This is a genomic window from Methylacidimicrobium sp. B4 (assembly GCF_017310545.1).
GTDB lineage: Bacteria > Verrucomicrobiota > Verrucomicrobiia > Methylacidiphilales > Methylacidiphilaceae > Methylacidimicrobium.
Map to the genome: position 1 here is coordinate 1422076 of NZ_CP066203.1, position 20546 is coordinate 1442621.

15 protein-coding genes and 2 tRNA genes are annotated in these 20546 nt (G+C 64.7%); 4 read left to right on the forward strand and 13 right to left on the reverse strand.

The features are described 5' to 3' along the window. Positions 1–16 precede the first annotated feature (16 nt). Positions 17–550 carry a CAP domain-containing protein gene (locus tag MacB4_RS06810; RefSeq protein WP_206863142.1) on the forward strand — a complete coding sequence of 178 codons (534 nt, stop codon included), beginning with the start codon at positions 17–19 and terminating at the stop codon, positions 548–550. 3 nt (positions 551–553) lie between these two features. On the opposite strand, the gene MacB4_RS06815 is transcribed toward MacB4_RS06810, so the two are convergent. After that, positions 554–1426 (reverse strand): ParB/RepB/Spo0J family partition protein, encoded by an 873-nt coding sequence (locus tag MacB4_RS06815; protein ID WP_206863143.1) that lies wholly within the window; start codon positions 1424–1426, stop codon positions 554–556. Positions 1427–1583: 157 nt separating this feature from the next. On the opposite strand from MacB4_RS06815, the gene MacB4_RS06820 reads away from it, so the two are divergent. Beyond that, positions 1584–1655 (forward strand) — tRNA-Val (locus MacB4_RS06820). Positions 1656–1675: 20 nt separating this feature from the next. On the opposite strand, the gene MacB4_RS06825 is transcribed toward MacB4_RS06820, so the two are convergent. The 3 genes from MacB4_RS06825 to ppsA are packed head-to-tail and all read right to left on the reverse strand — an operon-like array spanning position 1676 to position 7446. Continuing rightward, positions 1676–2206, reverse strand: a complete 531-nt coding sequence (locus MacB4_RS06825) for a PepSY domain-containing protein (RefSeq protein ID WP_206863144.1) — start codon at positions 2204–2206, stop codon at positions 1676–1678. Continuing rightward, positions 2203–4998, reverse strand: coding sequence for a bifunctional acetate--CoA ligase family protein/GNAT family N-acetyltransferase (locus MacB4_RS06830; RefSeq protein WP_206863145.1), 2796 nt, complete (start codon positions 4996–4998; stop codon positions 2203–2205). The genes MacB4_RS06825 and MacB4_RS06830 overlap by 4 nt, the downstream gene beginning before the upstream one ends. Beyond that, positions 4999–7446 carry a phosphoenolpyruvate synthase gene (gene ppsA, locus MacB4_RS06835; protein WP_206863146.1) on the reverse strand — a complete coding sequence of 816 codons (2448 nt, stop codon included), beginning with the start codon at positions 7444–7446 and terminating at the stop codon, positions 4999–5001. It abuts the gene before it with no gap. Between the two features lie 186 nt (positions 7447–7632). Between ppsA and MacB4_RS06840 the strand changes: the two genes are divergently transcribed. Beyond that, the gene (locus MacB4_RS06840) at positions 7633–9807 is read left to right on the forward strand and encodes an AMP-binding protein (RefSeq protein ID WP_206863147.1); all 2175 of its coding nucleotides are present in this window, start codon (positions 7633–7635) and stop codon (positions 9805–9807) included. A gap of 120 nt (positions 9808–9927) precedes the next feature. On the opposite strand, the gene MacB4_RS06845 is transcribed toward MacB4_RS06840, so the two are convergent. From MacB4_RS06845 to MacB4_RS06875, 7 genes are all read right to left on the reverse strand, one after another. Continuing rightward, complete coding sequence (locus MacB4_RS06845) at positions 9928–10566, reverse strand: hypothetical protein (RefSeq protein WP_206863148.1); 639 nt, start codon at positions 10564–10566, stop codon at positions 9928–9930. Between the two features lie 209 nt (positions 10567–10775). After that, entirely contained in the window at positions 10776–11573 is a 798-nt protein-coding gene (locus tag MacB4_RS06850) for a hypothetical protein (protein WP_206863149.1), read from the reverse strand. Between the two features lie 300 nt (positions 11574–11873). Next, entirely contained in the window at positions 11874–13994 is a 2121-nt protein-coding gene (mdoH, locus tag MacB4_RS06855; RefSeq protein WP_206863150.1) for a glucans biosynthesis glucosyltransferase MdoH, read from the reverse strand. A 7-nt stretch (positions 13995–14001) separates the two neighbouring features. Continuing rightward, positions 14002–14607 carry a hypothetical protein gene (locus MacB4_RS06860; protein WP_206863151.1) on the reverse strand — a complete coding sequence of 202 codons (606 nt, stop codon included), beginning with the start codon at positions 14605–14607 and terminating at the stop codon, positions 14002–14004. Next, positions 14583–16181, reverse strand: coding sequence for a glucan biosynthesis protein (locus tag MacB4_RS06865; protein WP_206863152.1), 1599 nt, complete (start codon positions 16179–16181; stop codon positions 14583–14585). The genes MacB4_RS06860 and MacB4_RS06865 overlap by 25 nt, the downstream gene beginning before the upstream one ends. Positions 16182–16267: 86 nt before the next feature. Next, complete coding sequence (locus tag MacB4_RS06870; RefSeq protein ID WP_206863153.1) at positions 16268–17494, reverse strand: class I SAM-dependent rRNA methyltransferase; 1227 nt, start codon at positions 17492–17494, stop codon at positions 16268–16270. 16 nt (positions 17495–17510) lie between these two features. After that, positions 17511–18713 (reverse strand): KamA family radical SAM protein, encoded by a 1203-nt coding sequence (locus MacB4_RS06875; RefSeq protein WP_242529156.1) that lies wholly within the window; start codon positions 18711–18713, stop codon positions 17511–17513. A 269-nt stretch (positions 18714–18982) separates the two neighbouring features. On the opposite strand from MacB4_RS06875, the gene MacB4_RS06880 reads away from it, so the two are divergent. Continuing rightward, positions 18983–19065: transfer RNA gene (locus MacB4_RS06880), tRNA-Tyr, on the forward strand. An 18-nt stretch (positions 19066–19083) separates the two neighbouring features. Here MacB4_RS06880 and pssA read toward each other — a convergent pair. Together pssA and MacB4_RS06890 are read right to left on the reverse strand one after the other, a co-directional pair. After that, on the reverse strand, positions 19084–19905 hold the full coding sequence (pssA, locus tag MacB4_RS06885; RefSeq protein ID WP_242529157.1) for a CDP-diacylglycerol--serine O-phosphatidyltransferase: 822 nt from the start codon (positions 19903–19905) through the stop codon (positions 19084–19086). Next, entirely contained in the window at positions 19902–20543 is a 642-nt protein-coding gene (locus tag MacB4_RS06890; RefSeq protein ID WP_206863155.1) for a phosphatidylserine decarboxylase family protein, read from the reverse strand. Before MacB4_RS06890 ends, pssA begins: the two co-directional genes overlap by 4 nt. Positions 20544–20546 lie beyond the last annotated feature (3 nt).

Sequence of the window (20546 nt, forward strand, 5' to 3'; positions counted from 1 at the left end):
GCTTCTCTTCTCCTCGATGCCCCGCTTCCTTCGGCGATTGCTGCTTACGGCGGCAGCCATGCTTCTGCTTGCGCCTCGGGGCTCGCCCGGAGCCGCCCCCTCCTCCGATCTTCCTTCGTTCCGCGAAGCATTGCTGGCCCGGATCAACCAGTTTCGTGTGGCGCACGACCGGGCGCGCCTGGAGGTCGATTCCCGGCTCGAAGCCGCCAGCCAGGAGTGGGCCGAGCGCCTTGCGGTCCTCCGCCGCTTGCAGCACCGCTCAGACGACTCCCTCTCTTCCCTCCTCGAAGCGGGAGGCTGGGAGACGATCAATGAGAACCTCTACTACAGCTCCTCCTCTCCGGATCCGGAACGGATCCTCGCGGATTGGGAGAAGAGCCCTTTCCACAGAAAGAACCTGTTGAATCCAGTCCTCCGGTTCGCCGGACTCGGGCGGGCGAGCGCCAGCGGTGGGGCCACCTACGTCGTCTTCAACGGGGCCGGAGGCGAGCGGCGAAAGGGCTGGGAGGACCTTTGGAAGCATCTGCCGCTCCTCCATCGAGGAGAATAGCCGCTAGGCGAGCCCGAGAGAGCGGAGCAGCCGGTCGAGCTCCTCTGCGGAACCATAGCGGATCTCGATCTTTCCCTTCTCCGCCTTCCCGCGCACTCGCACGCGCGTGCCGAGCCGCTCTCGCAGCCTTCTTTCCAAATCCCGCCAAGCCGCGGTCGCTTCCCGCCCCTGCTCCTGCTCGGTCGGCTCCCGATGGCTCTCCCGGCGGATCTTCTCGACCAGCGCCTCTGCCTGCCGAACGCTCAGCCCCTGGCGCGCGATCTGTCGGGCCGCACGCAGTCGATCGGATGGGACGGCCAGGCCGAGGATCGCCTTACCGTGGCCGCCCGCCAGCTTGCCGCTCGCCAAGAGCTCCTGCACTTCCTTCTCCAAGGAAAGGAGCCGAAGCGCGTTGGCCACCGTACTCCGGTCCTTCCCCACCTTCCGGGCGATCGCTTCCTGGGTGAGGGCGAACTTTTCCTGGAGCAGCGCATACCCCTGCGCCTCCTCGAGAATCGGCAGATCGCTGCGCTGGAGATTTTCCACGAGCGCGAGCTCGAGCATCTCCTGATCACTTGCCGAGCGGACGATTGCGGGCACCTCGGAAAGCCCGGCGCGCACGGCCGCGCGCCACCGGCGCTCGCCGGCGATGATTTCGTACTTCTCGTCACCTCGCCGGACGATGAGCGGCTGCAGGATCCCCCGCTCCCGGATCGAGCTGGCCAACTCTTCGAGCGCTTCCTCGGCGAAGGTCTTTCTCGGCTGAAACGGGCTGCTGACCAACCGGGCGACGGGAAGATTCTCGATGCGCTCCCCGCTCTCTCGATCTGGTTGCGGGCTGGAGACGCCACGCGCGAGAAGCGCCTCTAGTCCACGGCCAAGCCCTCTCTGTGCCATATTTCCCGCTGCTTCTCCGCGCTCTGGACTCGGAAGTGTGCGCGGGAAAGCTCCTCGTGGCAAGGCAAGAGGAGGCGCCTGCGCATCCTCCCCCGAGCCTCGCGCCCTCGGATTCACCCTTGCCCACGCACCGGAGCTATGGCATCAAGGGAGGGAGGCGCGGTTAGCTTAGTGGTAGAGCGCTCGCTTCACACGCGAGAGGTCATAGGTTCGAACCCTATACCGCGCAAGGAGCAGGTCCCGAGGCGCTCACTCCCGCTCCTGCCCGCCGATCTCGTATTCTTCCTCCCGCATCTCCCGGATCGAGCCGCTTACCGCGTCGATCTCGACTTCGCGCTCGCCGCCGCCACCTCGTGGGACGATCTCCACCTCGTAAACGGGTGTCCCCTCGCTCTCGAGCTTCCGCTCCACCTCCTTCACCTTCCCCGGAACTCTTTCGAGCGCGATTCGACGCGCCTCGTCCAGGGAAATCTTCGCACCGCTCTCGAATGCCGGATTGCCCCGATCGACATCCTCCTCGGTCTCGAGCAGGCGGCCGGACCGGGCCTGGACGAGCAGCTTCCACTCCTTCCCTTCCCGATCCTCGACCTCGAACTTGTAGAGCTTCGTTCCCCGTTCGTCTCGCTCGATCTCTACCTCTCGGACCTTCCCTGGCTTCACAGCCAACGCGGTCTTCAAGCAGGCCTCGAAATCGCTCGCCGCTGCCGGCAAGGAGGAGCCGGAGCCGCCCACGACTCCGAGGAGGATCGCCCCGATCGCGACTTTCTCTCGAACTTTCATCGCTCCTCTTGTGATTCTGTCTTTCTCCCCTCTCCCGGCAACCGCAAGGCAAGAATCGCTTCGTTCTCCCCCGTTTCCTCGTTCCTCCGGACCCGGTAGCCCAGGCCGAGGCAGATCCGTTTCATCCGCTCATTTTCGGGCCGGAGCCGGCCGAGGATCCAGCGAAGGCCTTCCCGTCGGCCGATCGCGGTCAGCCGATCCAGGAGCATCCGTCCGATGCCCTTTCCTTGCCACCGGTCAACCACCAGAAGGGCGAACTCCGCGCCCGAGAATCCATGCAGCTTCCCCAGGCGCCCGACCGCGACGATCTCCCCCGCTTCTGGATGGGGAGGAAGAACCTCCGCCACCAGCACCGTCTCGATATTGTAGTCGGCCAGGCAGATTCGGGCGAGGCGCTCATGCGCGATCCTCTGCTCGAGCTTCAGATGCTCGAAATAGCGGGAGAAGACGCTCTCTTCGGAAAGCCCCCGATGAAAGGCGATCATCTGCGGCTCATCCTCGCCCCGGATCGGTCGGAATCGGAGCGGGGTTCCGTCGCCCAATCGGATCGTCGCGATCTGGTCAACGGGATAGGGCCGAATCGCCGGACGCGGAAGGTCGCGTGCGGGAACGCGGCCAGGGAAAAGCACCATTCGCGCGTCGAGCGCGCGGATCTGGCCGCCGCCGGAAGCCAAGAGGGGATTGATGTCGATCTCTCGGAGCCGGGGAAGGGCGAGCGTCAGGGCGCTGAACCGAATCAAGATCTCCTCGAGAACCGCCTGGTCTACCGGGGGAATCCCCCGCATCCCGCGCAGGGCGCGTGCGACGCGCGTCTCCTCGATCATCCGGCGCGCCGAGGTGGTGTTGAGCGGGGGCAGGCCGCTCGCCCGATCTTGCAGGAGGTCGACGAAAATCCCGCCTGCGCCAAAGACCAGAAGGGGTCCTAGCTGGGCGTCAGCGGCACTACCCAGGATCAGCTCGATCCCCCGGTCCGCGGCCATGGCCTGGACCGTCACCCCGAGGAACGCGTCAGCTCCCGAGTGTGCGACGACGGCCGCTCGGATCTCCCGGAAGGCGTCGCGTACGCTCGTTTCCTCCACAAGCCCGAGGCGTACTCCCCCGATGTCGCTCTTGTGGGAGAGCTTGTGGGAACGGAGCTTCACGGCTACGGGAAACCCGAGCGCCCGCGCTTGCGCGACCGCCTCCTCCTCGGTCTCCGCGAGTCGGGTGGCGATCACGGGAATCCCGAACGCGCGGAGAATCTCCTTCGACTCCCACTCGTCGAGCAAGACGCGGTCCTCCCGTTCCGCCCGACCGAGGATCTCCTCGCTGCGGCGGATCGCCTCGCCCAGGGTCTCCGGATCCACCTGCAGGCGAGGGGTCTCGTAGAGAAGCTCGAGATTGCGACGATGTTGCCAGATGAGCGAGAAAGCGCGTGCGGGGGCCTCCGGATAGCCGAAGCAGGGGATTCTGGCTCGATGAAAGACCTCTCTTCCCCCCTCGACCGCCTCCCCACCCATCCAGGCCGCGAGCACAGGCTTCCCGTAATCTTTCACCGCCTCGCAGAGGAGCTCTGCTGTCTGCGTGGGTTGGGTCATCGCCTGCGGACAGAGGAGAACGAGCATCCCGTCGCTCTGCGGCTCCTGCATGAGCAGCTCCGCCGCTAGCCGGTAGCGACCCGCATCCGCGTCTCCGAGGATGTCCACCGGGTCGTTGCGGCTCCAGCTCGGGGGCAGGATCCGATCGAGCTCCTGCCGGGTCGGCTCGGAAAGGGGGGCGAGCTCTCCACCGGAAAGAAGCAGGGCGTCGGTCGCCAAGACACCGGCCCCGCCGGCGTTCGTCAGGATGGAGAGGCGGGGACCGGCGGGCCGGGCGTTGCCGCCCAGAGCCTCCGCCAAGGAAAAGAGCTCCTCCACCGTCTGGACGCGGATCACGCCGACCCGCCGGAAGGCCGCATCGAGTGCTTCGTCACTGCCGGCGAGCGACCCGGTATGCGAGAGAGCCGCCTGGGCCGCCGCCTTCGTCCTGCCGACCTTGAGGACGACGATCGGCTTTTGTCGGCCCATCGCCCGGGCGGCCGAAAGGAAGGAGGCCGGATCGCCAATCGACTCCATGTAGAGGACGACGCTGCGGGTCCTCGGATCGTCCGCCAGGAAAAAGAGGACATCCCCCCAATCGACATCCGCCATCGAACCGAGGGAGAAGAAGGCGCTGAAGCCGATCTTTTCCTGAAGGCTCCAATCGAGGATGGCCGTCCCCACGGCACCGCTCTGGCTCAGGAAGGCGATGCTTCCGGGCAGAGCCGTCTTCGCGGCAAAGGTCGCGTTGAAATGCGCATGCGGGAGCATGAGTCCCAGGCAGTTGGGTCCGATGAGCCGCATTCCCCTGGCTCGGGCGGTCGCGACCATTCGCTCTTCCCGCTCTTTCCCGGCCGGGCCCGTCTCCTTGAAGCCCGCGGAAAGGATCAAGGCCGCCTTCACCCCCGATTCCGCGCACTCCTCGACGATTCCGGGAACGGTCGGTGCCGGAGTGGCGATGACGGCCAGGTCGGGAGCGGGCGAGAGATCCCGGACGCTCGGGTAAGCGGGGATGCCCAACACCTGGGTATGCCGGGGATTGACCGGAACCACCTTCGCGGCGCCCTCCGACAGATTCTCCAGCACAGCCCGGCCGACACTCCCCGGTCGCTCGCTTGCTCCAATGACCGCCACCCGCTGGGGCGGAAGGAAGGCGGCCAACCCGTACGCACCCGCAGAGAGTTCTGAGGCCAGCCTCTCCTCTGCCCCGTCTTCTCCTTCTCCTCCCGCCGCCATCTATCCTCGCCCCTGCAGAAGCTCTTTCTCTTTCTGGAGAACCAGCAGAGTGGTCTTGACCACCGTGTCGGGATTCAAGGAGATGCTATCGATCCCCTGCTCGACCAGGAACTCCGCGAATTCGGGATAATCGCTCGGCGCCTGTCCGCAAATCCCGATCTTCCGCCCCTTTGCCTTGGCGGTCTGGATCACCTGCGCGATCATTCGTTTCACCGCTTCATTCCGCTCATCGAAGATGGGTGCAACGATCTCCGAATCCCGATCCACCCCGAGGACGAGCTGAGTGAGGTCATTGGAACCGATCGAGAACCCATCGAAGATCTCGGCAAACCGTTCCGCCAGGATGACGTTGCTCGGGACCTCGCACATCATGTAGACCTCGAGCCCGCGCTCCCCTCGCACCAGCCCGTTCTTCTCCATCTCGGAGAGGACCCGTCGTCCCTCCTCGACGGTTCGCACGACCGGCACCATGAGCTTGAGATTGGCCAGCCCCATCTCCTCGCGCACTCGCTTGGCGGCGGCACATTCGAGCGCAAAGCCTTCCTGGTAGCGGGGATTGTAGTATCGGGAGGCGCCCCGGAAGCCGACCATGGGATTGCGCTCCACGGGTTCAAACTGCTTGCCTCCGATCAGATTGGCGTACTCGTTGGTCTTGAAGTCCGAAAGCCGGAAGATGACGTCCTTGGGATAAAAGGCCGCGGTGATCATCCCGATCCCCTGGGCGAGCTTCTCGATGAAAAACTCCCGCTTGTCCCTGTAGCCGGCCGTCAGCCGCTCGATCTCGGCCCTCGCCTCCCGATCCTCCAGCCGATCGAAGTGGATCAGCGCCAAGGGATGGACCCGGACATAGGTTGTCAGGATGAACTCCATCCTCGCTAGCCCGACGCCATCGTTCGGAATGAAGGAGAGCGAAAATGCCTGCTCGGGATTCCCCACGTTCATCAGGATCTTGGTCCTGGGCCGCGGCAGCTCCTGGAGGTCGACGCGCTCCACCGTGAAGGGGAGCTTCCCTTCGTAGATCGTCCCGACCTCACCCTCGGCACAGGAGACCGTCACGGCCTGACCGTCGTGCAGGACCTCCGTGCCGTTGTCGGTTCCCACGACCGCCGGGACTCCGAGCTCCCGGCTCACGATGGCGGCATGGCAGGTGCGCCCGCCCCGGTTGGTGACAATCGCCGCGGCCCGCTTCATCACCGGCTCCCAATCGGGATCGGTCTTCTCGGTGACGAGAATCTCCCCATCCCGAAAGTCATGCAGGAGCTGAACGCTCTGGATCACCCGCGCCCTGCCGCTGGCCACCTTCTCCCCGACGCTTCGCCCCCGGACAAGCGGCCTGCCCTCTTCCTGCAGCCGGTAGACCTCGAGAACGTTCCGATTTTTCTGGGATTGGACCGTCTCCGGCCGGGCCTGCAGGATGAAGAGCTCGCCCGTCAGCCCGTCCTTCCCCCACTCCATGTCCATCGGGGTGGGCTTCCCACGCTTCTTGCCGTAATGCTCCTCGATCACGCACGCCCACCGGGCGAGCTGCAGGATCTCCTCATCCGCGATCGCGTACCGCCGCCGCTCTTCGGGTGGAACCGGCACGTTCTTGACGAACTTCGAGCCGCCGAGATCGTAGACCAGCTTGAACTCCTTGGAACCTATCGTCTTTTGAAGGATCGGACGGAAGCCGTCCCGCAGGGTCGGCTTGAACACGTAGTACTCATCCGGGTTGATGGCCCCTTGGACCACGTTTTCGCCGAGCCCGTAGGAGGCGTTGATCAGCACCGCGTTCGAAAATCCGCTCTCGGTGTCGATCGAAAACATGATGCCCGAGGCCGCCAGATCGGATCGGACCATTTTCTGGATCCCGATCGAAAGCGCGATCCGAAGAGGATCGAACCCCTTGTCGATCCGGTAGGAGATGGCCCGGTCGGTAAAGAGGGAGGCGAAGCAGCGCTTGCAAGCGACCAGCAGCTGGTCCTCCCCCTGGATGTTCAGATAGGTCTCCTGCTGGCCCGCGAAGCTCGCCGTCGGAAGGTCTTCGGCCGTGGCGCTGCTGCGGACGGCGACGTCCGCTGGTTGCCCGCCATTCCCATCGAGCTTCCGGTAGGCAGACCGGATCGACTCGGCCAGGTCCGCCGGGATTTCCGCGGAGAGGATCGCCTGCCGCGCCTGCTTGCCTCGCCTGCGCAGGTCCTCCAAGTCACGACTGTTCACCTCCCGGAGAATTTCCTTGAGCCGCTGGTCGATCCCGGCCCTTTGCAGGAAGTAGCGGTAGGCTTCCGCCGTCGTCGCAAAGCCGTTGGGAACCTTGACCCCTTGGGGTGAAAGCTCTCGGAACATCTCCCCAAGCGACGCATTCTTTCCACCGACGCTCGGCACGTCGTCAATGCCGATCTCCGAAAACCAGCGGACGAAGGAATCTTGGGCGGCGGGCGTCTTGGGAGAGGACGGATCGGATTTCATGAGAATCTCCTTTTGGTGCGAAGAATGGATTGGCGAAGATCGCGAGGAGGTTTCCCCGCGTCCCGCCCCATTCTACCGCCGAGCCTTCCGCGGCGGCAAGCTCTGCTCCGGGCGCCCGTTGTTTTGGCTCGTGAATGGACGTCCCCCTTCCTTATCGTTCTTTCCTGGGGAAGGGAGACGCCGGCCATGGCCATCGAGGAGGCGCAAAAGTCCACCCTGGCGTCCTCCGTCCAGGCGATCGCCAGGATCCTGGCCCGCTTCCTCTTCCGGGTGGAGGTCCGCGGCTCCTCGGAATTGCCCTCACGGGCCATTTACGTCGCAAATCACCTTTCCCTGATCGATGCCCCCATCCTCTTTCTTTTCCTCCCGATTCGGCCGGTGTTCGTGGTCTACGCAGGGCTTCTCCGCAACCCCTTTTACCGGTGGGTCATCGGTCAAGCCGACCGCTTTCTCATCGACGGAGGCCATCCGTTCGCCTTCAAGGAGCTCTTGGGCGTTCTGCGCCGCGGCCATTCGGTCCTGATCTTTCCCGAGGGACGCATGTCCCTTACGGGAAGCCTGATGAAGATTCAGGAGGGCGCTGCGTTCCTTGCTCTCCGCAGTGGAGCTCCCGTTGTTCCGCTGATCTTGCGGGGGACCGATCGCTTTCTTTGGGGCAGTCCCGCTCCGATCGCCAAAAGACTCTTTCCGAAAGTCTCGATCACGGTAGGCCGCCCCGTCCCGATCGAGGCTCGGGCCGGCGTCGGCCGTCGAAAAGCGCGTCGGCTCGCCTTCCTCCGCCTGCAGGAGATCATGGAGGCAGGCTTCTTCCAATGCACAGAGCTTCTTCCTCTCTTCGAGGGGGTGCAACGGGCGGCGCGACTTTCCGGGTTTTCCCGGATCGCCCTCGAGGATCCGATCGTGGGCTCCTGCTCCTATGGCCGGCTCCTGACCCTATCCGCCCTGCTCGGCCGTTCCCTCGGCCGGCGCAGCAGGCCGGGAGAGAGGATCGGGATTCTGCTTCCCACGAGTATTGCCGGCGTGGCGACGGTTCTCGGGCTCTGCGGGCGGCGGAGAGTGGCGACCCTGCTGAACCCGGCCACAGGACCGGCCGGCCTTCGACACGCGGTGGCCATCGCCTCCCTGCGCCTGGTGGTGACCAGCCGGCGGATGCTCGCCGAGCGCGCGCTTGCCGGAGTAGCCGAAGACCTTTCGGCCATTTCCGGACTCTCGCTCCTCTTCCTCGAAGATCTGCAGGAAGAGATTCGACTCCCGGAGGCCCTTTTGGCTCGGCTCGAAAGCCATCTCGCTCCAGCCGGGACGAACAGGCCCCTGCTCGACGAGCCGGCGGTGATGCTCTTTACCTCCGGCTCCGAAGGTCCGTCCAAGGGAGTTCTGCTCAGCCACCGAGCCCTGGCAAGCAATGCCGCCCAATCTCTGGCCGTCGCGGGGGTAGGCGCTGGCGACAAGCTCTTCTCCCCGCTGCCCCTCTTTCATGCCTTTGGGCTCACCGTGGGAGCGCTCGTGCCCCTTCTCGGAGGCTTTCCCAGCTTTCTCTACCCTTGGGTTCTCCGCTCCCACGCCATCCCGCAGGCCTGCTATGCTTCCGATGCGACGATTCTCCTCGGCACGAATACCCTTCTCTCCTACTGGGGCCGGTATGCGGCCCCCTTCGACTTCGCGCGGATCCGCATGGTCATTGCGGGAGCGGAGGTGCTGCGCCCCGAAATACGGCGATTCTGGTCGGAGGAGCTGGGCTTGCGGCTCCTCGAAGGCTATGGGGTGACCGAAGCCGCTCCCATGGTGGCCGGTAACACGGTGGCCCTCTCGAAAGTCGGCACCGTCGGGAGGCTCCTTCCCGGAATCGAAGCTCGCTTGGTCCGGATTGCGGAGATCCGCGAAGGCCAGGAACTCTGGATCCGGGGCCCGAACTTGATGACCGGCTATCTCCCGGAGGGAATCGCCGGAGGCGGCATCCGGGAAGGCTGGTATGCCACCGGCGATCTGGTCGAGCGGGACGACGAGGGCTTCCTCCGGATCGTCGGCCGGGTACGCCGCTTTGCCAAGATCGCAGGCGAAATGATCTCTCTCGACCTCTCCGAAGAGCTCGCACGGAAGATCGCTCCGCAATCGACCCATGCAGCGGTTGCTCTCTCGTCTCCGGATCGGGGGGAGGAAATCCTCCTGGTCACGACCGATCCCTCGATCACTCTCGCCGATCTGCGGCAAGCTGCGGACCGGCAGGGGGCGCCGCATCTCGCTCTCCCATCCCGACTTATTCGCCGGAATGCCCTGCCCCGCCTTCCCAACCAGAAGATCGATTACCCCGCCTTGAGCTCCTGGTTGAAGGAAGCCCTCGCCTCAGGCCCGGGGCATTCCTGAGACGCATCGACCGCCCCCGTCTGGTCGTGCTCCATCTTTCCACGGGTGCGTAGCGGAAGCTCCGCCCCTCCTTCGACACCGATGAAGCCAGCTCCCCCACTGACGCCGCTGCGGCTCCCATCACCCCTGCCGCCGCAGGGCGCGCTCGACGAGCGCCTCGACCGCGCTGTACTCCTTGGGCTCGAGGTTCTGCCACCGGGCCAGCTCCATCCCGTAGCGGTCGTAGACTGTCGCCCGAAGGCGCCCACGGTCCGCCCGCCAGCCCAGGCTGCGGACCGTCCGTCCGTTAAAATCCGGAATGGCGCAGACGAACGGATGCCAGCCCGGATGACTCGTATCCTTCGCGCTCAGCATCTGCATCCGGGCCGCCTCTCGCCGGAGGTCCTCCTGCATCCGGCGCGACACAAACCCCGGCATCCAGGCGGCCACCGAGCCGTGCAAGTCGACCAGCACGATCAGCCGGAAGCCTGGCGTCGTCTGAAAATGGTCGAGCGCCCCGGCTGCTCTTCGCGTCGCCTGCTGCGTCTTCTCGGTCGAGCTCAAGACGACCGTCACGTAGCCGGGGGCATTGAGCACCACTTCGCGGCCAAAGGCATCGCGCGCCGCGATCGGGACGTTCGTCCGCGGGGCAGCGGCGCCGATCCCCCATTCCGAGGAGAGGAGGAGGCCGGCGAGGATGAGCGCCCCTCCGGTTCGGGAGAGGAGCCCCCGCGGTCGAAGCCGCCCGCCTGGCCGGATGGCCCCACATTGGCCGCGCATTGCGCTAACCTAAACGGAGCCGCCTGGGGAGCGCAAGCACCGAGAAGGCGGCCGCTCTCCCTTCGGCCCTTCGTCCACGCACCAGCTCACGAGGAAAGTGGCCCGGGAACCGCAGCAAGCAGAGAGGGCGGCGAGCCCTTTTGAGGCCCGTCGCCCTCTTCCCGCCACCACCCCACCGGGCGATGGCTTGTAACTCTTGTCTGTGTCCTTTAGAACGCGTAGCCAATCGTCATCATGACAATCGGCTCGTAGATATAGGAGCTGCCATTCGCAGTATTCACCGTATTTCCGCCCAGGTTCTGATTAAAGCCATTCATGTCGCCCAGGAAGACGAACAGGGCCTCCGCACCGATGAACCAGTGGCTATTCGGGATGAAGTAGCGCATGCCGACCGCAGGCGAGAACCAGTAGCCCCAGACATTCCCAAAGCTGCCGCCGTAGCCGTTCACGGTACCGCTGAGGTTACCGATCGCACCGCCACCGTAGAACCCGATGAAGGGCTCGAAGGACTTGGCGATCCGGTAACCGATCGTTCCGCCGAGACCGAGCAGGCCAATGTTTTCACCGGCGCTTGCGCTCAGGCTACCCGCTTGAGCGCTCACTGTGGCGCCGGTAAAGAGACCGATCGCCTCCGCACTGAAGCTCAGGTTGCCCCACTTGTCGGGATCATGCCAGTAGTAGCCGCCCTGCAGGCCGCCAGTAAAGACCTGATTCGCATTGGCGCCGAACTGGGTCCCGCCGATCGAACCATTGTCGAACTGCGACCAGCCCATGCCTGCCGCACCGGCCAAGAACCAGGCTCCGGACTTGTGCTCTTCCTTCGGAGCCTCCTTCATCTGCTCCTTGGCCGCCTCGTAGGCCTCCTTATGGCCCTGGGGCACGGTCACTCCGTCTTCCTCGTTTTCCTGGGTAGCGGCCGTTCCCGCACGCAGCGGCAGAGCTCCCAGCGTCAGCAAGCAACTCACCCCGGCGAGCAGGGCCGTCGCTTTCCATGTTCGTCGCTTCATTTCTTTCCTCCTTCTTTCCCTCATCCTTCCGTTCGTCCGCTGGCTATTTCCACCTGCGGCTTCGCATCGGCGAGCTCGATAGCCTCCGAGCGATTTGAGGGACACAATTATATTTTCTTTGACCGCCGTCAATAACAATTTTGCTAAGCCCTTCCCGCGCTCAGCAAGGGATCGGAGCGCCGCGACTCCCGCCCCGTCCTTGCCGCCGCCACCCTTCTTCCCATATCGTACAGGAGGGGCCACGCCTTGGGAAATCCGGAAGCGGCCCCGCGCGGCGGACCAAGGGATGCTTGCGCCATCTTAACAGGAAGAGGACCCGCTCCCCGGCGCGCGAGCCGGTCGCGGCGCAAAGGCCGTTCCCCAGAATGGATGGAGCCGGCTTCGTGGCCGCCTCCAGAGGCGGAAGTGCAAGGATCGGACGGAAGCCGGGTCGGAAAGGAGGGTGGCGAGCTCGCGGGGAGCCAGAGCCTCCGGGCCTTCTTCCAAGAGGCGCCTCTCCAAGGGCCGCAGGGCCTCCCTCACCCGCTCGGACCGTTTCCCCATCTTCCCCAGGAGAGCCAGGTGGAGGGCATTGGCAAAGGGATCGCCCACGAGGGAGAGGAGTGCCTGGGCATTGTCCCTCTCGGCCTCGTTCCCCAGCCGGTCGAGCCCGGCGAGCTCGGCGGGCGGAGTCGTCTCCTCCGGTGTGAGGAAGAGGCCCGCCTTCCGGGCAAGGTCCCCGAGGCGGGAGCCGCTGGTGAGCCATGCCAAGGGGGCCGCACAGAGCCAGGCAAAAAGAATGGGAAAGAGCGGCCAGAAGAAGAAGGGCATCCCCCAGCTGACCAGCCCGAGCGCGAGCCCCCCGGCCAAGCTGATGGCCCCGTAGTCTCGCGCCACCGCTCGGAGCGGCAGAGCCTCGGCCTCGCCGCGGCTCTGGGTCCGCCACGGAATCTGCCGCCCGAGGCTCGCGAGCAGGACAAACCGGCTGTAAAAGAGCATCAGGATGGGAGCGAGCAGTGCGGAGAAGCAGAGCTCCAGGAAGGCACTGGCAGTCAGGCGCAGGAATCCGCCGAAGCGTTTCCTTTGGAAGAGCCCGCGGATCAGCCCGAAGAGCTTGGGCAAGAAAAGGAGAAGGAGGGTAAGCCCCAGGAGCTCGGCGGTCGCCCGGTCGGCAAGGCTGCCGGAGCGGCGCACCAGCGCGCCCAAGGCGGCGAAGCGCTCCACGTCGTAGGCCTCCCAGGTCGTGAGCCCGAGAAAGAGGAGCCAGAGCGGGGAGCTCAGGTAGGAAAGGAGCCCTACATAGACGTGGATCCGGCTCGAGAAGCGGAGTCCGGGGGCAAAGAGGAACCAGAAGTGCTGGAGATTCCCCTGGCACCAGCGCCGATCCCGCCCCAGGCTTTCGGTCAGGTGAGGGGGCCCTTCCTCATAGGAACCCTCCTGGGCATAGGCGAGCCAGGCCTGGTAGCCCGCCTTCCGCATCAGGGCGGCCTCCACGGTGTCGTGGCTCATGATGTGCAGCCGCAGCCTCCCGGGCCCGGGAAGATCGGGAAGCGCACAAGAGGCGATGAAGGGGGCCAGCCGGAGGATCGCGTTGTGGCCCCAGTAGGGTCCGCTCGCGAAGTGCCAGTAGTGGGAGCCCGCGGCGAAGATCGGCCCCATGAGGGATGCCGAAAACTGCTGGATTCTCCGGAAGAGGGTCCGCCCATGCACCAGCCTGGGAACCGTCTGGATGATCCCCGCCTTGGGATTGGCCTCCATCGCCTCCACCAGCCAAGCCAAGAGCTTTCCCGAAAGAACGCTGTCCGCGTCGAGGACGATCATATATCGGTACTGGCTCCCCCATCGCCGGCAGAAGTCCGCGATGTTGCCGCTCTTCCCGTGGGTCGAGAGCCGTCGCTTCCGATAGAAGATCCTCCCAAAGGCATCCTCCTCCTTGCAGAGGGAAAACCATGCCTGTTCCTCGGCGGCCCAGGCTTCCGGGCTCCTCGAGTCGCTCAGCACGAAGAAGTCAAAGCCCCCGCTCTGGCCGCTAGCGGCCAGCGAGCGCCACATGTTCCGGATGGCGCCGAAGACGCGGGCGACCGGCTCGTTGCAGATCGGCATCACGATCGCGGTGGCGGGCAAGGCCGGCTCACTTCCGGCGGATCCTCCACTCAAGAGCCGGGAGGGCTCGTAGGCGTCCCCGCCCCTCACCCACTCGAGAAAGCCAAAGAGGGCCAGGCAGCCGCCAAAGACGATCTGCGAAAAGAGGAAGACGAAGAGCCCCAGCAGGAGAAGACGCCGGAGGCTGAAGCCAGGCGCTCCCAGCGTTTCGAGCATGAGCCAGCTCCCGATGCCGACCAGCAGGAGGAAGAGTCCGAAGAAAAGGGCGCGTCGTACGGGCAGGACATCCCGGGGGACGAGCATGGCCGGGGAGGAGAAATCGTCGGGATGGCCATTCATGGGGAAATCACGACGCAAAGAAGAGAAAGTAGAGCGCGCAGGCCAGGCCGAAGAGGCCGATCCAGAAAACAAGGATCGCACCCACCTCTTTCCAGCCCACCTGCTCCCACGCTTCCCTGGCCAGCCGCGCGAAGGGACCGTAGTCGATCGGCCTCGAAACCATGTGCGAGATCCGGAGGGCCGGCCCGGCTTGAAAGACAGGCTCACGCAGCCGCTGGGCAAGCTCGGGCGGAATCTCCGGAGAGAGAAAGACGCGTGGCCACCGGTCCAAGCCATCCATCCGCGCAAGGCCCACGGCGGCAACGGCCGCCCGCTCGAGGCCTCCCTCCTCCGAGGCCGAAGGGAGCCCTTCGAGCCAGCTGGTCACCTTCTCCTGCGCAAGCTTGAGGGTGAGCTCGACGGGCGGATGGCCCGGGCTCCTCTCCTGCTCCCGGATCGCCAGCGCCAGGAGGCTGGCTCCCACGATCCGCTGGTAGAGCGGATCCGCAAGCCGCCAGCGAGCCAGGTAGGCATCGAGCCGCTCCGCCGCCTCTCGCCAATCGGCAAGGGACTCCCTCGGCAACCGAGCTGAATCGACGGCTTCCCGGGTCAGGGAAAGAAGGGGTAGATCCATGTTTCGGTCAGCGTCTCTTGCTCGAGCTCGAGCCGGCACCGGAGCCGGACAGGCGAGGAGGAGCCGGGCCGCCCGGCGGTAAAGACCACCTGCCAGGACTGGTCGACCGCGTTTTTCAGGACATGGATTTCCCCGATCTCCGCCGAAGGATCGCTTTCTACAATGGCGCGCAGCGGAGCATCCTCCGCCAAGGCGCGGAGCCGGTTCCCGCTGAAATCAAGGACGAAGCGACGGAGCGGCTCCCCGGCGAGCCGCTCCACGCGGGTCGAGAGGCAGCGGCCCATGGGAGGAAGCTGCGGATGGTCCAGGAACCAGTGCAAGGTGTACCCCAAGGCAAACGGTTCGCGGGGCTTTGGCCGCTCCTCGGGAACGAAGTAGGCAACGATGTTGTCGAGGTTCGCATCGACGGTCGAGAGCTCGACCAGGCGGAGCTTGCCCGAAGGCCAGCTCCCCCCCGGCTCCACCCAGCAGCTCGGCCTCCGCTCGTAGCGCATGTCAAGGTCGTCGTAATGCGCAAACTCCCGGTCGCGCTGGAGCAGTCCGAAGCCGCGCAGATCCTCCGCCGGAAAGTCGCTCACCCTTCGCTCCTTGCCCGATTCAAGCGGGCACCAATACCAGCGATCCTCTCCCTGCCCAAAGAGAAGACCGTCCGAATCATGAACCTCTGGGTGTCGGTTGCCGGCCGGGATGTCCGTATTCTCTCCGTACCAGAACATGCTGGTCAAGGGGGCGAGCCCGATCTCCTCGCGGTCCCGGCGCAGAAAGAGAACCGCCCGGACGTGGAGAAGGGTTTCGGCCCCCGGCTCGAGCTCAAACCGGTAGGCTCCCGTTACGGATGGTCCATCCAGGAGGGCGTAAAAGAGCAGGCTATGGGCCCTCGGCGCGGGCTCGCAGAGCCAGAAGCGGGTAAAGGCGGGGAACTCCTCGCGGCGCTTGGCCACCGTGTCGACCGCGAGCCCACGGGCCGAAAGCCCAAAAGCCATGTTCTTTCCGACCATCCGGAAGTAGCTCGCTCCCAGGAAGGAAGCTACTTCGGCCAAGCGATCGCGCTTCTCCAGGGGATAGTAGATACGAAACCCGGCATAGCCCAGGTTCGCGGGCAGCTTCTGCACGGGCACCCCTCCGCCGAAATCGAAGAACCGCGGCAGGTAGGGGATCGGCTGCACTCCCTTCCGATCGACCTCGAAGCAGCGGATCGGCTGGTTGAAGAGATACCCGGGATGGAAAAACCCGATCTGGAAGGGCAGGGCGGCATCCCGCCAGAGGAGGTCCTCATCGCGCCAGCGGATCTGCCGGTACTGATCAAAGCTCAGCGCCGAGAGGAAGGCGGGCACGGTCGCCGCAGCATAGGGCTCTGAGCACTTTTTCCGGGCCTCCTCGATCACATCCTCGAAGCGCAGCGGTGGACGGTATCGGGTCTCCCGGACAATGAAGAGAAAGAGCAAGAGCGCGGCCGTTCCGAAGACCAAGTGGATCTTGACCGTCTTCCGGGAAAGGAGCGCCATCGTAATCGTGTCCGTTCGTGCGAGCCCGAAGGCTCCCAAGGGAGATGCCAGGAAAAAGGCCGCCGGCAAGAAGAAAATGACCGACTCCTCCCCCCTGGGCTCTTCCTCCGGCGGCCCAGCCCCTTTTTCAGATGGTTACCAGATCATCCCCGCGGCTACCTCCTCTCGACGAGGCACCCCTTGAGGTATTCGGTTTCCGGGATGGTGAGCACGATCGGATGATCCGAAGACTGGCCGAGGGTTTTCCGAAGGCGAAGGGCCACATCGGCCTCCCAGGAAGCCCGGCCGATCATCTCCTTCCATTCGGCAAGACCGAAGTGGTGGGAGCAGCAGAAGCTGGCCAGGACTCCGCCCGGAGCCAGCAACCGCAGGGCCCGCAGGTGGAGCTCGTGATAGCCCCGGAGTGCTGCGGCACGTTGGACCTTGGTCTTCGTAAACGAAGGAGGATCGAGGGTGATCAGGTCGTACTGCTCCTTTGCCCGCAGCGCCCTTCGCAGCCAGTCGAAGACATTCTCCTGTACCCAGTCGATCGCCATGCCGGCCTTTTCGGCCGCCGCGCGGCCGGCCTGAAGGGCGGCATCCGACTGGTCGACCGCCGTGCAGGAAATCGCACCCGCCATGGAGCAGAAAAGAGCGAAGGCCCCCTGGTAACAAAAGAGGTCAAGCACCCGCCGCCCCCCGGCCAACGCCCCGACTGCGGAATAGTTGGCCCTCTGATCCAGGTAGAGCCCAGTCTTTTGCCCCTCGAGGAGCCGCGCCGGCAGGCAAATCCCGTTTTGCCGGATCCAGAGCGGGTCGTCGTACCTCCCCGAGAGCACCTTCTTCTCGAGAGGAAGATTTTCCTGCAGCCGGACCGGTGCGTCATTGCGCAGGATGACGCGGGAGAGGCCCGTCTTTTCCTGGAGCAGGGAGACGATCCCCTCGGCCCTCCGCTCCATGCCCGCGGTGAGAAACTGCACGACCAGCCAATCCTGATAGCGATCGACCACCAGCCCCGGAAGCCCGTCGGACTCCGACCAGACCAAGCGCGCCGCATCGGCGTCCTGCGGCTTCAAGAGGCCGAGCGCATTCCGAAAGGCGAGGGCGGCGTCGAGCCGCCGGGAAAGGAGAGGGCCGTCCAAGGGTTCCTCCCGAAGCGAATAGAGCCGGATCGAGATCTGCGAGCGGCCGCTCCAGATACCGCAACCGATCCGCTCCCCACGGGCGCTTTTGACCTCGACGCAGTCCCCATCGGCGGGATCGCCCTCGATCTGGGCCAGCTCGCTCCGATAGATCCAGGGGTGCCCCTGAAGAGATCGGTGCGTCCCCTGCTGCTGGAGCAGGACTCGGCCAGAAATCCCCGAGGGAAGAGGAGGAGGGTTCGGCGACAAATCCACGGGCACGAGTCTTCTTGCTTCCTCATCCGATCGGGGAATGCGCGCTTGAGGAGGCGGGATTGGACCGGTTCTCTCCAAGAGCCTGCCGAGAGGAAGGGGGAGAAGGGTACCGATACTCTCTCCCCAGGAAATTCCGAAGCAGGATCTGCCCTCCCTCTTCCCCGACGATATATTCGGGGTTGAGCGGGATCTTTCCTCCGCCGCCCGGCCCATCGACGACGTACTGCGGGACGGCGAAGCCGGTCGTATATCCCCGAAGCTGGCGCACGATCCGGATGCCCTCCTCGACGGGCACGCGCAGGTGGTCGGTCCCCTCGATCAAATCGCACTGGTAGAGGTAGTAGGGACGGACCCGCGCCCGAATCAACTTATGAACGAGATCGCGGACGGCGTCGGCCGAGTCATTGACACCGCGCAGGAGAACCGACTGGTTGCCCAGGGGAATACCCGCATCCGCCAGACGCCCGAGCGCATCGCGGACCTCCGCGGTCAGCTCGGCGGCATGGTTGGCGTGAATGTTCATCCAGAGCGGATGAAAGCCCCGCAAGAGATCGCAAAGGTCTTGGGTCACGCGCTGCGGAAGGAAGATCGGGACCCGGGTGCCGATCCGCACGATCTCGATGTGGGGAATCTCTCGCAGGCGGCCGAGCAGATCCCGGAGCCGGGCGTCAGAGAGGAGCAGGGGATCCCCTCCGGAGAGCAGGACGTCCCGGACCTCCCGGTGCTCCCACAGGTAGGCCAGCGCCGCTTCGACGTCGACCGCCAGATGTTGTTCGCCCACGCCACTCACGATCCTCGAGCGCGTGCAGTAGCGGCAGTAGCTCGCGCAGCGATCGGTGACCAAGAAGAGAACCCGATCGGGATAGCGGTGGACGAGCCCCGGAGCCACCATGCTCCCATCCTCGCCGCAGGGATCGCTCATCTCGTAGGGAGCTCGGAGAAGCTCTTCGGCCCGCGGAATGACCTGTCGCCGGACGGGGCAGTCGGGATTGTCCGGGGAAAGGAGCGTGAAGAAATACGGGGTAATGGCCAGAGCCAGCTTTCTCGACGAAGCGAGCAGGATACCCTTCTTTTCGGAGTCGGTCAGCCTCAGGCGCCCGTCGATCTCCCCGAGCGACGTGAGCCGATGGCGCAGCTGCCACCGCCAATCGTTCCACTGCTCATCCGGAATGTCGGCCCAGAAACCTTTACCCGCCGATCGAAAGTCGCAATCGCGGCAGCTCAAGAGAAGGTCCTTCCGTACACAGAAGCCAAAGCTAAGTCTTTTAGCATCCTTGTCAACCGCCGGTTGCCTCAAAAAGGCGGGGCTGGTCGCTTCGTGTCAGGGCGTCGGCGGCAACAGAGACCCAAGGAACCCACGCCCGGAGGAGGAGGGAGCGGAATGGCGCCGACCCCTTCTTCCTCCTTGCCAACCCGATGCCAAGGTGCTTTGCTTACCCCCTATCGCTTGGGGGGAGAGGGGATCCACCGTCTTCTTTTCTCCTTCGGCAAGACGGGCAGATACCGAAGCGGCCAAACGGGGCAGACTGTAAATCTGCTGGCTCACGCCTTCGCTGGTTCGAATCCAGCTCTGCCCAACCAACGATCGCCGCTCATCATTCCGAGGAAGCTTCCCGTTCCTCGGTCTCTTCCTCTAAAGCTCGTCTCCAGTGCGGGGAAAGGAGCGGTCGGACGATTCCGAAGAGAAAGTAGGCGAGGAAGTCCACAGCGAGCATCCACTTATAATAGACGACCGTCAGCGCGACGATCGTCAAGACCAGCAGGAATTTCGGCATCGAATGCTGGGTCCGCAGTCCCACCCCCTTGAAGCTCGGGTAGCGGAGCTTGCTGAACATCATGAAGGAGAGGAGGAGGAGCAGGCCGGCCAGAACATAACGACCCCACCCTTGCTTGAGATCCCGATCGGTTTCGGAGAGGGAGAGCAGGAAGAGGGTGAGGGAGGAGACCAGACCCGCTGCGGCGGGGATCGGAAAGCCCGTGAACACCTCCTTGCTCTCCTCGGCCTGCGCGGCATGAACGTTGAAACGGGCCAGGCGAAGCGCGCCGCAGACGAGGTAGGTGGCCGCGACGATCCATCCGAGCCGATGAGGAAACTGGTAGAGGACGATCTCAAAGACCAGCAGAGCTGGGGCCACTCCGAAGGAAATCAAGTCGGCCAGGGAATCGAACTCGCGCCCGAATGCACTCTCCTTGCCGCCGAGGCGAGCGACCCGTCCGTCGAGCAGGTCGAAGACGAAGGCGGCCAGGATGAAGTCGAGGCTCGTCTTGTAGGTGTGAATCCAGCCGGAAAGCTCGCTGTCGCGCAGGATGCTTCCTTCCAGGATCTTGAGGATGGCAAGAAACCCGCAAAGCAGGTTCCCTGCGGTCATGAGGCTCGGCAGCAGATAGAGCTTGCCCTCGTTTTCGTGCTCTTTCACGGCCACCGGCCTACCACGGTCTCGCCTGCATGAACGACATTTCCCGGTTCGACGAGAACGTGGCACTCCTCGGGCAAGTAGAGCTCCGTGCGGGAGCCGAACCGGATCATCCCGATCCTCTCCCCCGCCCGCACCGAATCTCCCTGGCCGACCCAGCGGACGATCCGGCGAGCTACCAAGCCCGCGATCTGGCGCACTCCGACCGTTCCACGTGGGGTTTCGATCCACCAGTCCTGTCGCTCATTGCGCTCCGCCGCCTCTTTCCGGCGCGCATCCAGGAAGCTTCCTCGGGCGTACTCGATCTTCGTCACCCTTCCTGCCGACGGGGCCCGATTCACGTGCACATCGAAGACCGAGAGAAAGATCGCGACTCGGCGCATGGGCCGGGAGGAAAACGGGCACTCCGGGACGATGTCGACCACGACCACCTTCCCGTCGGCAGGCGCAAGGATCGCGTGCGGATCCCGACTCGGCCGCCGTTCCGGATCCCGGAAGAAGAAGACGATGAAGCCGAGCAGGAGAAGAAGCAGGCTTCCGCAAAGCCGGCTCCAGCGGAAGGGGAGAACGAGAAAGAACCCCGTCGCAGCGGCCGCGATCCCCAGGAGCGGCAATGCGTCTCTGAGCGCAGGGGGAAGCATGAT